Source organism: Nocardia sp. Tas62D01, from assembly GCF_055232035.1.
Genome location: NZ_JBUYUZ010000001.1, coordinates 2,745,266 through 2,758,097, shown reverse-complemented (window position 1 = coordinate 2,758,097; position 12,832 = coordinate 2,745,266). Strand labels below are relative to the sequence as shown.

The following is a 12,832-nucleotide window of genomic DNA, read 5'->3' as shown; positions in this document are numbered from 1 at the left end:
TCCGCGGGTTGCAGTGCGGTCTCGATGTATTCGCGGACGCAGCGGACGGTGCTTTCCGGAGGGGTGAGGCGGCCCGGCGAGCACTCATACCGCCATCCCAATAGTGACCTACGACGCCTCCGGCGCGGAAAGGCCCATAACTGCGCTATGGTTGCTAGTCGGCGAGTGTTGATCTTGCACGCTCGCCCCATGTCCGTCGTGGATGTCTTTCTCTTTCGCGTCGGCCCCGCAGCTGGGTGTCATAACACCGAACGCAGGTATGGGCACCCCATTCTTGCGCGCCGCTGCGGTACAACACCCGATGCCGGAAAGGCACCCGTACTTCTTATGACGACCCGTTCCTCGAGCTCTGCCACTGTTCCCTCGTTCGCCGCGCTCGGCGTGCGCAAGAAGCTGGTCGACGCCTTGACGGTGAGCGGCATCACCGCGCCGTTCCCGATCCAGGCCGCCACCCTGCCCGACGCACTCGCCGGGCGTGACGTGCTCGGTCGCGGCAAGACCGGCAGCGGTAAGACGCTGGCCTTCTCCATCCCCATGGTCGACCGGCTCGCCGGCGGTACACGCAAGCCCGGCCGTCCCACCGGTCTGATCCTCGCCCCGACGCGTGAACTGGCGACCCAGATCACCGCGACACTGGAGCCCATGGCGATCGCCTGTGGGTTACAGGTGACCACGATCATCGGCGGCGTTTCCCAGCAGCGGCAGAGCCGGGCGCTCGCCGCGGGTGTCGATATCGTCGTCGCCTGTCCGGGTCGGCTGGAAGATCTGATGCGCCAGCGCGTCGTGCACCTGAACGATGTGCAGATCACCGTGCTCGACGAGGCCGATCACATGGCCGACCTCGGCTTCCTGCCCTCGGTCACCCGGATCCTCGCGGCGACGCAGCCGACCGGTCAGCGACTGCTGTTCTCCGCCACCCTGGACAACGGTGTGGACAAACTCGTGAAGCGATTCATGCGCAACCCGGCGACGCACTCCGTCGACGAGGCCAACTCGCCGGTGGCCGCGATGACCCATCACGTCTTCGAGGTCGGCGGCGTCGATGCCAAGAACGCGCTCGTGCGCACCCTGGCTTCCGGCGGCGGCCGTCGAATCCTGTTCATGCGCACCAAGCATCAGGCGCGCAAGCTCGCCAAGCAGCTGACCACCGCCGGGATTCCGGCGACCGATCTGCACGGCAACCTGTCGCAGGTCGCCCGTGACCGCAACCTGGCCGCCTTCACCGATGGCACCGCCCGCGTGCTCGTCGCGACCGATATCGCCGCGCGAGGCGTGCACGTCGACGATGTCGAGCTGGTCGTACACGTGGACCCGCCCGCCGAGCACAAGGCCTACCTGCACCGTTCCGGCCGGACCGCCCGCGCGGGCAGTGCCGGTGACGTGGTCACCGTCGTATTGCCGGAGCAGCGCAGGGACGTCGCCGGACTGCTGCGCAAGGCGGGCATCCAGGTCAGTCCGCAGCGCGTGACCGCGGATTCCGCGCCGGTGACCGAACTGGTCGGCGAGATCGCGCCGCTGGTCGTGCCGACCTACAACCCCGTGTCGTCGAATACCGGTGGGCAGCAGCGCAATAGGAATGCGCGCGGCGGCTCCGCGAATGGCGCCGGACAGTCGCGTGGTCGTGGCGTGAGCACTCCGGTCGGCCGTGATGGGCAATCGCGCAGCCGGGACGAACGTGGTGGCCAGCCGCGTAGTCGCACCGAGCAGGCCGGTGGCCAGTCGCGTAACCGGAACGGGCGCGGCGCGGGCGACTCGGTGGCGCACGGTGCCGCCGGGAGCGGACAGTCACGTGGTCGTGGCGCCAGCCATGGTGCCGCAACCGGTGGTCCGTCGCGTGCTCATACCGAGCATGGTGGCGCGGCCGGTGGCCAGTCCGGTAGCCGAAACGGGCGTGGCGCAGGTGCTGCGGTCCCGCGTAGCGCCGATACCGCGGGCAGCCGAACCCAGGGCCGCCCCGCGCGCACCGGTTCGTCGCACACACGTAGCTTCGCGTCCCGCGACCAAGCCGCCCCGACCAGGACCGGCCGTCGCTGATCACCGTTAGCCGGCATCGCTGCGCCCGAGCGTCGACCACCTGAACGAATTACCCTCTGGCACAACCGAACGGCCCCGTCGAGCAACCGCCCACGGGACCGTTCGGCGTATGCCTTCCGTCGCGATGTGGACGACCGGCCGGCGAACGGGTTGCGGCGGGCATGCAGGCGTCGGTGGAGCGCCACGAACCCGGTCGGTTCCTGGTTGCCGCGCAGCGCGTTCGGGACGACGACACCGCGCACCACAGCCGAGCGAAGATGGGCAAGGTGATGCTGGCTATGATCGAGGCATTGCGGGCGGCTCGCGGCCAATAGTGTTGTGCGTCAGCTCTATTCGGACGGCGGTTGTCCGCTGCCGCTGTATCGTGTGGTCAGCTGCCTGGTCCAGTTCCGCCGCTTCTTCGGCGGTGGATCGAGTTCCGTTGTGTCGTTATCGGTTTCGACCTCGTAGCGACGGATGTAGGCGCTCGAGAAGGCATGCACCGTCGCAGTCACCGGTATAGCGAGTAGTGCGCCCGTCGCACCGAGTAACGCCGCACCCGCCAGAACCGCACCGAAGGCGACGGCGGGGTGCATGTCCAGCGTGGTCGCGGTGATTCTCGGTTGCAGGACATAGTTTTCGAACTGCTGGTAGATAATGATGAAGCCGAGAATCCACAGGGCGCTCGTCGGACTGTGCACTAGTGCGACGATCACCGGCAGCGCACCCGCGAGATACGTGCCGACGGTCGGAATGAACTGCGAGACCACACCGACCCACAGCGCGAGCGCGATGGCCGACGGCACGTCCAACACCCGCAGCGCCACATAGTGCGCGATGGTGGAGCAGAGCGCGAGCAGTCCGCGCGAATAGATATAGCCGCCGGTCTTCTCCACGGCGATATCCCAGGCGCGCAGCACATGCCGCTGGCGGCGCGGCGGCAGCAGTGAGCAGACGGCGTTGCGGAAACGCGGCCCGTCGGCGGCGAAATAGTAGGTGAACAGCAGCACGCCGAGGGCCTGGAAGACCGCACCGATTGCGGCGGTGCCGACGCCCCACGCATTGTCGACCAACCCGTTCAGATAGCCCTCGACGGTGGAGCTGCGGTCCTTGGCGATCCTCCCGATATCCGTGCCGGACAGGTCGGTCTTGAAGGTGTGGTTGACCCAGGTGACGGCCTTGTCGGCATAGCTGGGCGCGTTCTTGACCAGGGTGGTGACCTGGTCGACGAGCAGCGCGCCGAGTGTCCAGGCGAAGGCGACGATGACGACGGTCAGGCCGAGGAAAACCAGCCCGGTCGCCAGACCGCGGCGCATGCCGCGAGCCGCGAGCCAATTGACCGCGGGCTCGATGGCGAAGGCAAGGAACAGCGAGACCAGCAACACGGTGAGCAGCCCCTGCAGCCGCATGAGCACCCAGAAGCCGCCGACCAGTCCGGCCACCGTCGCCGCGGCGAGCAGAAACGCGCGCAACAACCACGGGGGCGGCGCTGTCGTCACATCGGCGGTCGGCACCGCCTCCTTGGCGGACTTCGGAACATCCTCGGGCGGCGAGTCGTCGGACATCACGCCAAACTACCCACGTGTCGCGCGGTTTCGCCCGTCGACATGCGCGGGTCGGCAACCCCTCAGATCGTGGAGGCGTCGATGACGAAGCGGTAGCGCACGTCGCTGGCGACCACCCGGTCGTAGGCGCCGTCGATCTCGTCGGCGGAGATCAGCTCGATCTCGGCGCCGATGCCGTGTTCGGCGCAGAAGTCCAGCATCTCCTGGGTCTGCGCGATACCGCCGATCATCGAGCCCGACAGCGAACGACGGTAGGCGGCGAGGTTGAAAGCCTTGACGCTCGTCGGGTTCTCCGGCAGACCCAGCTGTACCAGGGTGCCGTCCACCGCAAGCAGTCGCAGGTAGTCGTCCATCGGCAGGTCCGCCGAGACCGTGTTGATGATGAGATCGAACCGGCTTTGCAGGGCCTTGAAGGTCTGCTTGTCGCTGGTCGCGTAGTAGTGGTGGGCGCCGTAGCGCGTGCCGTCGTCCTGCTTGCTCAGCGAATGGCTGAGCACGGTGACCTCCGCGCCCATCGCCGCGGCGATCTTCACCCCGATATGCCCGAGGCCACCCATGCCGATGACCGCGACCTGCTTGCCCGGTCCCGCCTGCCAGTGCCGCAGCGGCGAGAACAGCGTGATGCCCGCGCACAGCAGTGGCGCCGCGACATCCAGTCCGATGCCCTCCGGGATCGACAGCACGAAGTTCTCGGTCACCACGACCTGGGTCGAGTAGCCGCCCATCGTGTAGCCGCCGGGCTGGATGGCCTCATCGACAGGGGTGTTGTAGGTAAACGTGGCGCCGTTGGCGCAGTACTGTTCCTCATCGGCCAGGCAGGGTCCGCAGACGCCGCAGGAATCGACCATGCAGCCGACGCCGACCCGGTCCCCGACCTTGTGTTTGGTCACCGTCGAACCGACCGCGGCGACAATGCCCGCGATCTCGTGCCCGGGCACGCACGGATAACTCGTGCCGTCCCACTCGTCGCGCGCGGTGTGGATGTCGGAGTGGCAGATACCCGCGTATTGGACGTCGATCAGCACATCGCGCGGCCCCAGCGCACGGCGCTCGATGGTGACCTTCTCGAAGGCGCCATCCGGCGCGGGCATGGCGTAGGCAGCAGCTGTGCTCATGCGTACATGCCTACCGGCGCATGCGTGGGTTTGCAAACGCCTCGCCGGATACACCGCCTGTGGTGATCATCTCCGGCCACAATGGAATTTGTCAGATCCAGCCGAGGCGGGAGAGCGATGGACGACGAATGGCACCGCGCGCCCGACAGACCCCGCGTGGCCGGTGGTGGGCGGGCGTTCGCGCTGGTCATTGCCGCTCTGCTCGCGGTTGCGGCCTTCCTCGGCTTTCGGGGGGAACTGCCCGGCTTGCCGTCCGGCGGCACGAACACCGCGGCGCCGGTCACGCTGGAGCCGGTGCCGCCGATCGACCCGATAGCGGTCGCGGACGCTGTCGACCCGGCACTTGTGAACATCAGCACATCGAGCCGTCTGCTTGGGCTGGGCGCGGCTGGGTCCGGCATCGTGCTCACCGCGGACGGACAGGTGCTGACCAGCCATCATGTGGTGAAGGGCGCCGACACGGTGACCGTCACCGATATCGGTAACGGCCTCGTCTACAACGCCACCGTGCTCGGCTACGATTCGAACGCGGACATCGCCCTGCTGGAACTCGGCGGTGCGGCCGACCTGATGGTCGCCCGCATCGGCAACTCCGCCGACATACGGATGCATGACGAGGTGCTTGCGATCGGCAATGCGGGTGGCGCCGGCGGCACCCCGACCGCGATCGCGGGCAGCATCACCAATCTGAACAGCACGATCGTCGCGCTCAATTCGGCCGATCTGTCCCGCAAGGCGCTCTCGGGCATGGTCGAGGTGGCGGCGGCGGTCACGGCGGGGCAGTCCGGTGGCGCGCTGGCCGACCGGACAGGGGCGGTGGTCGGCGTGGTCACCGCGGCGTCCGGCCAGCCCGCGCGGGAGGTCGGGCGTCCGCCGAACGGCTACGCGGTGCCGATCGCTGCCGCGATGCGGGTGGTGGAGCAGATTCGATCCGGCACGCCCACCGACACCGTGCACATCGGGCCGACCGCCACGCTCGGCGTACTGATCTCCGACGCGAAACCCAGCGGTGCCCGCATCGATGTCGCGCTCTACGGCCAGCCCGCGTATGCCGCCGGGCTCACCGGCGGTGAGGTGATCACCTCGCTGGACGGCCGCGCGATCGGGACCTCGACCGCGTTGCGGGCCGCGATCAACGTGCACAAGCCCGACGACATGGTCCGGCTCGGCATCACCGGCGCGGACGGTGCCGAGCGGACCGTCGCCGTGGTGCTCGCCCTCGGTACTCCAAACTGATCGGAACCCGAATCAGAACAGCGACAGCCAGTAGTCCTGGAACCGCAGGAACACCAGCAGCAGCACGACCGCGTAGAACAGCGCGACCAACGTCCATCGCCACTCCGCGAGCACGCCGAGCGGTCCGCGTGAGCGGCCCCACAGCTGGTCGGTCACCACCGCGAGCAGCGGCGTGATGATCGCCCACACCACAATGCAGTAGGGGCACAGCGCGTTGATTCGGTACAGGCTCTGGAAGATCAGCCAGCAGATGAAGGCGACGCCGAGCACGATGCCCAGCCACAGCCCGCCCCAGATCCAGCGCGGGAACCGCACCCCGGCGACCGAGAGGACGCCGAGGGTGACCACCACGGAGAAGCCGACGATGCCGATGATCGGGTTGGGGAACCCGAACTTTGCGGCCTGATCGGTCGCCATCACCGACCCGCAGGACAGGATCGGGTTGATGCTGCAGGAGGGCTTGTAGCCCGGATCGATGAACAGCTTGAAGCGCTCGATGGTCAGCGTGACCGAGGCGAGCCAACCGGCGAGCCCGCCGATCAGCAGCACCCATGCGGACCGCGCCGCGGCTGCGTCGTTCACTGACCCGCGGCGGCGGCAATCGCGGGAGCGAGGCCACCCTGGCCGAAGATCTCCTGGCTGGAGTCGATCTGCTTGCCGTTTACGAACACCGATGGGGTGGACTTGATGCCGCTGTTGAGCACGGCCTGGGTCTTGTCCTGGACGTACTTGTCGTACTTACGATCCGTAATGCACTGGGCCACCGACGGATCGGTGTAGCCCGCGGCCTTCGCGATCTCGATGATCTTGTCGTCGGGCAGGCCGTTGCCGCCCTCGGCGGGCTGCTGGGTGTACATGGTGGCCAGCCACGCCTGGTACTTCGAGGGATCCGATTCCGCGACGCAGTATGACGCGTTCGCCGCGCGCGAGGAGTACTGCGTGGTGGATGCCTTGTCCAGGAAGGCGATGACGTTGTATTCGACCGCGGCCGTGCCGTTGTTCATGTCGTCGGCAAGCACCTGGGAGTTGGCCGCCTCGAAGGCCTTGCAGGCCGGGCACTGCAGGTCGGCGACCACGCGAATAGTGACCTTCGCGTCGGGCTTGCCGATGCGGATCGCGCCGTTGTCGGTGATGTTGCCCGGCACCGAGCCGGTGTTCTGGCCTGTCGCAATGACAGGGGCGGCGCCGGAGTTATTCTTTTTGTTGTTCTTCACCGCGAGCCCGATGCCGATGGCCGCGACGAGCCCGATCAGCACTACAGCAACGCCTACCTGAATGAGGATCTTGCGAGTGCGGTCGGCGCGCTCCGCCGCCGCCAGCGGATTCTTCCGTCCACCCGGGTTGTTGCTCACCGTGCGTTCACCACGCCTTTCGCTAGCCTGCCGGTCTCCTGCCGCCACGATGGTAGTTCCAAGACTGACCCCGGCGTGGACGGGCACGGCCCACATCATCACGGGTCAACCTGAGAGATTCCGAAATGTCGGGCGGCGACTGGCAAGATCCTCCGCGAGGACCTGCGGCAGCGAGAGCGGACCGGCTGACCCGTCAGGCATTCTCCAGTCGCCGCTTCTGCTCCTCGACATCGAACTTGGGAGGTGGCCAGTCGAGTTCCAGGCTGTCCAAGGCGTCGATGAGCAGTTCGGTGACAGACACGCGGGAGAACCACTTGTGGTCGGCCGGGATCGCGAACCACGGCGCGTAGTCGGTCGAGGTGCGGTCCAGCATTACCTGGTAGGCCTCCTGGTATGCGGGCCAATAGGCGCGTTCGTCGATATCGGCCGGATTGAACTTCCAATACTTGTCCGGCCGCTCGAGGCGTTGCATGAGCCGCTTCTTCTGCTCGTCGAGGGAGACGAACATGGCCACCTTCACCAGCGTGGTGCCCTCGTCGACCAGCTCCCGCTCGAAGGCGTTGATCTCGTCGTAGCGTCGTTCCCAGACCTCCGGTGGCACCAGGTTGTGTACCCGCACCACCAGTACGTCCTCGTAGTGCGACCGGTCGAACACGCCGAGTTGCCCACCGCGCGGCAGCGCCTTGCGGATGCGCCACAGGTAGTGGTGGCGCTTCTCCTCCTCGGTCGGCACCCCGAACGAGGCGTGGTCGACGCCTTGGGGATCCACCGAGCCGATGACGTGCCGGACGATGCCGCCCTTGCCCGCGGTGTCCATGCCCTGCAGCACGAGCAGCACGCTGCGCGGATAGCCGGAACGGCCGTTGGCGTAGAGCTTTTCCTGCAGATCCGACAGCACGGTGGCGCGTTCGGCCCGCAGTTCCTGGGCCGTCTTCCTGTCACCCTTGAATCCGGGGGTGCCGGAGGTGTTGAGATCAGCAATCAGCAATCCATCGGCTTTCAGGGCCTCGGTGACCGGAACAGACCAGATCTCCGCCATCCCCCACATCTACCACGGCTATCGGGCGATTACCGCGCCTTCGCACGGCGGTTTGCTCAGCTGATCTGCGCCAGGCGCAGCAGTTGGTCGGCGAAATCCTCGTCGGACACGGGGGTGAGCACCAGGTCGTGTGCGGAGGTGAGCAGGTAGCGGCCATCACCGGTGAAGTCGAGCCAACTGCGGTGCCGGGTCGGCGGAGACATCGGATGGTCGGGTGCCACGGTCACGGTGATGAACCCGCGACCGTCGACGGGTTTTCGCAGCGTCTGACGGAAGCGCGCGGCGCCGCGGTGACCGTTGGTGACGAACGGTTCGGTGCGGTCGGAATTCAGCACCGCGTCCTGCGGCTCCCGCATCGGACCGAGCCGGCCCGCCTGCGCCGGACCGATGATCTGGACCAGGCGCTCGCCGAGATTACGGGCGTGGCACATCTGCACGGTCACCTTGTCCGGTGCGGCGACCAGGATGCCCGCGTGATTGTGCACCACCGCGGCGAAGGCGAGAATCCGCGCGGCCTCGGGCGTATTGCCATTGCGCGCTTGGGTGCTGCGGTCGCCGGAGACGGTGATAGTGGTCGCGTCGGTGCGGGCGCACATCATCAGCGCGGCGGCCAGGTCCGGGTCGGCCTGGCGGGCGAAGCGCTGCGGCAATCGCAGTGCGGCGTACTCGGTTTCGGTGCGCACGGTGGCCGCCGGGATCATGTTGACAGGATAGGGTCGCCGGTCCAGGCTCGTTTCGTTCTCCCAGACGTGTGTGAATTCGTCCAGGGTGAGAATCCATTTCACCGCGCGCCGCCCCTGCCGACGGAGGTGGGCCGGACGGGGGAGCCAGTGGGGGGCGTCGGGCCTTCGGGCGGCGGGCTGAACCGGGGCACGCGGTCACCGGAGGCGGGCATGGTCGGGGAGTAGACGTAGGTCATCGTGTCCTGGACGTCGGCCTGGGTCGCGGCGGCCGCGATGTCGTGGTCCATCCGGCACGCGCCGCCGTGCACGGCCTCCGCTGCCGCGTCCTGGAATGGACGGTACTGCTGAGGCTGCGGTATCGCGGATCGAACTGCTTGCGCAGCTTCACAATTCAGTTCCATCAGGCGCGCAACCGTGCGGCACACCTCATGTGCCTCGGTACCCGCACGGACGAAGTCGCGGGTGGCCTGCTGTGCGGCGTCCGCGGTTCGGCCCGACCAGTGCGCGAACTCGCGGTTGGCGGCATCGGAAAAGGCTTGAAAGGCGTCTGCGAGCGCGACGGCGTTCGACTGCCAGGCGGCGGCCACCGCGCCGAGCGCGGCGGGATCGATGGCCTCGTGCACGAGATCCCAGATCTCCTGGTGGGAGTAGGCGCCGAAGCGCTCCCGCTCGGGGGCATACGCGGGATCGGTTCCGCCGCTGCCGAATCCGGCGTTGGTCGCCAGCATCCGCTGCTGGACCCGGATTTCGTCGGCGGCGGCCCTGGCCGCGGCATCACGGGGCGCGCTCACCGTGGCTCCAGGTATTCGGTGATCAGTTCGAGGGCGGCCTTGTTCGCGGCATCGGCATCCTCGAATCTCTTGCCCGCGGCCAGATACGCGGCCTTGTACAGCAGGGCGGTCTCCTGGAAGGCGGTCATGGTGTCCAGGTACTGCCTGCCCTTGTCGCGGAACCCCTGCGTAAGGCCATGTCCGGTGGTCAGATCCGGGAAGCCGGACACCTCGGTGACGAGATGTCCGGTGGCCATGGCCTTTTGCAGATCATCGACCAGCTTGTCGCATGCGGCGGCGAGGTTTTCGGCAACATCCTCGGCCAGCTCGAACGGCTCGCCACCGCTTCCGGTGGCAGCCGCGTACAACTGCCTGGCCATTCGCTGCCCGGTATCCGGTACCGCCATCTGGGTCGCCCCCTGCTGTTCGGTCCGCACCCACCGCACCTACTAGTGGTTGGCACTCTACCGGTCGGTAAGGCGCGAGGGGACCTCGTTTCCCGCTGCAGCTGGGTCGCACCCTTGTGATGTGCCGCACGCGTGGCGGTTACACTGGCCAGTGGTCTAGGGAGGTTTCCGAAGCGGAAGGCGTCCGGTGCCCGAAATCGAAGAAGTACTCCCGAAATATCTGCAGATATCGGGGTATATCCGCAAACAGATCGAGCGCGGCGAACTCGCCGCGGGTGCGGAGGTGCCGTCTGAGCGGGAGCTCGCCGGCAGCTGGCACGTGGCGAGGCCGACCGCTGCGAAGGCGCTGAATGAGTTGCGGCAGCAGGGAATTGTGGAGTCGCGGCGCGGCTCCGGCACGTATGTGGTCGATCGCAGCGGGGTGCCCGCGGCGCGCGAACAACCCGGGCGGGCTTGGCAATACGGCGCGGCGTACTCGGAAAGCGAGTCGGTGACGATCCTGCAGGCCGGGATGGTCGATGGTCCCGTGTTCGTCACCGAGGGTCTCCAGGTGTCGGTCGGTAGCTCCGTACTCGTCCGGAAACGGCTGGTGTCCAAGGATTCCGGAGCGGTCGAGTTGGCCACCTCGTGGTTCCCCGCCGATTTCGCCGAGTCCGCACCACGGTTGCTCGTTGCCGAGCGGCTGTCCGGCGGAACCGCCGGATACCTCGAGTCCGCCACCGACCGGCGGGTGGCTTATGCGCGCGACCGGGTGAGCGCCCGCCTCGCCACCGCCGACGAACGCCGCTACCTCGATCTGTCCCGGCCCTCGGCTGTCCTCGCGTACCGCCTGACCCTGCACGACGAGCAAGACGCGGTTCTCCAGTTCGACGAGGTGATCTACCCGCCGGACCGCTGGGAATTCCAACAGGAATACTCCACCGGTCGCTGACCGGGTGCGTGAATCCCGCCGTGCCGCCCCGGTTTTCGCCGTTGACACACCCCACTCTCAAGTGGCATAGTCCACTTGTCTGGAGTGGCATAGGCCAATAGGCGGGAGGGTGCGATGTTCGATCAACTGACCATCGGTAGCTGGGTCATCGTGGGGGAGCACTGCTCCGTTCGCCGCGCACCCCTGCACCGTGACGATTACCTCACCTTCGTCTTCGAAAGCGGCGGACGCGAATTCGAATTCGCGCTCGCGCCGGAAATGCTGCGCAGAATGGTCGACCTCGGCGCCGCCGCGCCACCCGAGCCGGACTGACCGTATGCGGAGTGAAACTTCGCGTGCTCACCCGTTCGTCGTTCGGACTGTCACGAGACAGTCGGCGAGTGGGCGCGCGAGGCTTCGAAAGAGGTTTGTCAGGTCGCGCATCCGATCACCGCCTACCGCAGGGCAATTCAGGACCGGCTGACCTCGATCGTGAGCCCTGCCGCCCGCAGTCGGTCGGTGAGCGCATCGCCCATCGCCGCCGCCGGGGTGAGAATGCCTGCCAGTTCCGGCTGCTTGTCCCCATCGAATGCCAAGCACAGCCCGCTCTCGCCGAGCATCACGGCGGTCGCCTGGTAGCCGGGATCGCCGGTACCCGCGAAGGTCGCCACATACTTCGCGCCCGAGGAGGTCCGCGTGAACGTCTTCATCGTGAACCAGCCACTGGTGCGGACCTTTTCGCTCGGCCCGGTGCCCGGCTTCGGCAGCATCCGGTCCAGCAGCTTGCGCCCGACCGATACCCGCGACAGCACCGCGCCCGCCGCCATGGTGGCCACGATGCCGCCCGCCATCCCGGCCGCGACCAGCGGAGCCACCGGCGATTTGCCCGCGCTCATCACCTCGCGGTAGCGGAAGTTCTTGCCGTACACCCAGCCGAGCAGGCCGTTGGTGCGGCGCACGATCTTGGTGTTGTGCGCGCCCATGATGAAGGTGGCTACCCAGCCGTCCAGGCTCGGGTCGATGCTTCCGGCCCGCTGCAGCGCCTGATCGGTCTGCCTGCCCACATCCGGGTCCATCGACTTGTCCGGGCTCAGCGAATAGGGGTGCGAGAGCACCGAACCCTTGGCGGGATCTTCGGCGATCGCCTCCATCATGGCCCGGCCGGAGTCGATAGTGCCGCCGCTGGCGCCGCCCTTGAGCCAGGCGACCAGCGTGGTCTCCTCCAGCTCGCCGGTTTTGTCCGCGACCGAGCGCTTGTAGAGCTGGTACACGCTCACATCAGACGGAATCGAGTCGTAGCCACAGGAATTCACGATCTTGGCGCCGGTGGCGACGGCCTGATCGTGGAACTGGTCGATCGCCTCCCTGATGAACAGCGGCTCACCGGTGAGGTCGGCGTAATGGGTGCCCGCTTTCGCGCAGGCCGCGACCAGCGGCAGACCGTAGCGCAGGTACGGGCCCACGGTGGTGACCACGACGGTGGTCCGCGCGGCCAGCGCATCGAGCGCGGCCTGATCGGTGGAGTCGGCCACCACCAGATCCCAGCTCGCGGCGGCCGGGCCCAGCTCGTCGCGCACCGCGGTCAGCTTGTCCAGCGAGCGACCGGCCAGCGCGATGCGCGCCGATTCCGGTGCGGCGCCCGCCAGGTATTCCGCGGTGAGCTTGCCGACGAAACCTGTTGCGCCGAACAGGATGAGGTCGAATTCTCGATTGTCTGCCATTGCTTATCTGCTCCTGATCAA

General features: G+C 67.3%; 14 protein-coding genes. 5 read left to right on the top strand and 9 right to left on the bottom strand.

What is annotated here, in order from left to right:
* The first annotated feature begins 327 nt into the window (after positions 1-327).
* Positions 328-2,034 carry a DEAD/DEAH box helicase gene (locus tag ACV7NQ_RS13530; protein WP_463359960.1) on the top strand — a complete coding sequence of 569 codons (1,707 nt, stop codon included), beginning with the start codon at positions 328-330 and terminating at the stop codon, positions 2,032-2,034.
* Between the two features lie 173 nt (positions 2,035-2,207).
* Positions 2,208-2,348, top strand: a complete 141-nt coding sequence (locus tag ACV7NQ_RS13525) for a hypothetical protein (RefSeq protein ID WP_463359959.1) — start codon at positions 2,208-2,210, stop codon at positions 2,346-2,348.
* A gap of 15 nt (positions 2,349-2,363) precedes the next feature.
* Here ACV7NQ_RS13525 and ACV7NQ_RS13520 read toward each other — a convergent pair whose 3' ends face one another.
* Both ACV7NQ_RS13520 and ACV7NQ_RS13515 read right to left on the bottom strand, forming a co-directional pair.
* Complete coding sequence (locus ACV7NQ_RS13520; RefSeq protein ID WP_463359958.1) at positions 2,364-3,578, bottom strand: AI-2E family transporter; 1,215 nt, start codon at positions 3,576-3,578, stop codon at positions 2,364-2,366.
* 62 nt (positions 3,579-3,640) lie between these two features.
* Positions 3,641-4,693, bottom strand: a complete 1,053-nt coding sequence (locus ACV7NQ_RS13515; protein ID WP_463359957.1) for an NAD(P)-dependent alcohol dehydrogenase — start codon at positions 4,691-4,693, stop codon at positions 3,641-3,643.
* 117 nt (positions 4,694-4,810) lie between these two features.
* Here ACV7NQ_RS13515 and ACV7NQ_RS13510 point away from each other — a divergent pair, with 117 nt between their 5' ends.
* Complete coding sequence (locus ACV7NQ_RS13510) at positions 4,811-5,929, top strand: S1C family serine protease (protein WP_463359956.1); 1,119 nt, start codon at positions 4,811-4,813, stop codon at positions 5,927-5,929.
* 12 nt (positions 5,930-5,941) lie between these two features.
* Here the strand turns inward: ACV7NQ_RS13510 and ACV7NQ_RS13505 are convergent, their stop codons facing one another.
* From ACV7NQ_RS13505 to ACV7NQ_RS13480, 6 genes are all read right to left on the bottom strand, one after another.
* Positions 5,942-6,511, bottom strand: a complete 570-nt coding sequence (locus ACV7NQ_RS13505; protein WP_463359955.1) for a vitamin K epoxide reductase family protein — start codon at positions 6,509-6,511, stop codon at positions 5,942-5,944.
* Positions 6,508-7,281 carry a DsbA family protein gene (locus ACV7NQ_RS13500; protein WP_463359954.1) on the bottom strand — a complete coding sequence of 258 codons (774 nt, stop codon included), beginning with the start codon at positions 7,279-7,281 and terminating at the stop codon, positions 6,508-6,510. The genes ACV7NQ_RS13505 and ACV7NQ_RS13500 overlap by 4 nt, the downstream gene beginning before the upstream one ends.
* A 193-nt stretch (positions 7,282-7,474) precedes the next feature.
* Positions 7,475-8,320 (bottom strand): polyphosphate kinase 2 family protein, encoded by an 846-nt coding sequence (locus tag ACV7NQ_RS13495; RefSeq protein WP_463359953.1) that lies wholly within the window; start codon positions 8,318-8,320, stop codon positions 7,475-7,477.
* 56 nt (positions 8,321-8,376) lie between these two features.
* A complete protein-coding gene (locus ACV7NQ_RS13490) occupies positions 8,377-9,105 on the bottom strand; it encodes an ESX secretion-associated protein EspG (protein WP_463359952.1) in 729 nt (242 codons plus the stop codon).
* Positions 9,102-9,794, bottom strand: coding sequence for a hypothetical protein (locus ACV7NQ_RS13485; protein ID WP_463359951.1), 693 nt, complete (start codon positions 9,792-9,794; stop codon positions 9,102-9,104). The genes ACV7NQ_RS13490 and ACV7NQ_RS13485 overlap by 4 nt, the downstream gene beginning before the upstream one ends.
* Complete coding sequence (locus ACV7NQ_RS13480; protein ID WP_463359950.1) at positions 9,791-10,210, bottom strand: hypothetical protein; 420 nt, start codon at positions 10,208-10,210, stop codon at positions 9,791-9,793. Before ACV7NQ_RS13480 ends, ACV7NQ_RS13485 begins: the two co-directional genes overlap by 4 nt.
* Before the next feature lie 157 nt (positions 10,211-10,367).
* Here ACV7NQ_RS13480 and ACV7NQ_RS13475 point away from each other — a divergent pair, with 157 nt between their 5' ends.
* Positions 10,368-11,111 (top strand): GntR family transcriptional regulator, encoded by a 744-nt coding sequence (locus tag ACV7NQ_RS13475; protein WP_463359949.1) that lies wholly within the window; start codon positions 10,368-10,370, stop codon positions 11,109-11,111.
* Positions 11,112-11,225: 114 nt separating this feature from the next.
* Positions 11,226-11,423 (top strand): hypothetical protein, encoded by a 198-nt coding sequence (locus ACV7NQ_RS13470; protein ID WP_463359948.1) that lies wholly within the window; start codon positions 11,226-11,228, stop codon positions 11,421-11,423.
* Between the two features lie 137 nt (positions 11,424-11,560).
* On the opposite strand, the gene ACV7NQ_RS13465 is transcribed toward ACV7NQ_RS13470, so the two are convergent.
* Entirely contained in the window at positions 11,561-12,811 is a 1,251-nt protein-coding gene (locus tag ACV7NQ_RS13465; RefSeq protein ID WP_463359947.1) for a saccharopine dehydrogenase family protein, read from the bottom strand.
* Between the last annotated feature and the right edge of the window lie 21 nt (positions 12,812-12,832).

What these genes read in the sequence shown, in the direction of transcription:
- ACV7NQ_RS13530 (WP_463359960.1), top strand. Translation starts at nt 328, where the DNA reads ATGACGACCCGTTCCTCGAGCTCTGCCACTGTTCCCTCGTTCGCCGCG.
- ACV7NQ_RS13520 (WP_463359958.1), bottom strand. Translation starts at nt 3,578, where the DNA reads ATGTCCGACGACTCGCCGCCCGAGGATGTTCCGAAGTCCGCCAAGGAG.
- ACV7NQ_RS13515 (WP_463359957.1), bottom strand. Translation starts at nt 4,693, where the DNA reads ATGAGCACAGCTGCTGCCTACGCCATGCCCGCGCCGGATGGCGCCTTC.
- ACV7NQ_RS13510 (WP_463359956.1), top strand. Translation starts at nt 4,811, where the DNA reads ATGGACGACGAATGGCACCGCGCGCCCGACAGACCCCGCGTGGCCGGT.
- ACV7NQ_RS13495 (WP_463359953.1), bottom strand. Translation starts at nt 8,320, where the DNA reads ATGGCGGAGATCTGGTCTGTTCCGGTCACCGAGGCCCTGAAAGCCGAT.
- ACV7NQ_RS13470 (WP_463359948.1), top strand. Translation starts at nt 11,226, where the DNA reads ATGTTCGATCAACTGACCATCGGTAGCTGGGTCATCGTGGGGGAGCAC.
- ACV7NQ_RS13465 (WP_463359947.1), bottom strand. Translation starts at nt 12,811, where the DNA reads ATGGCAGACAATCGAGAATTCGACCTCATCCTGTTCGGCGCAACAGGT.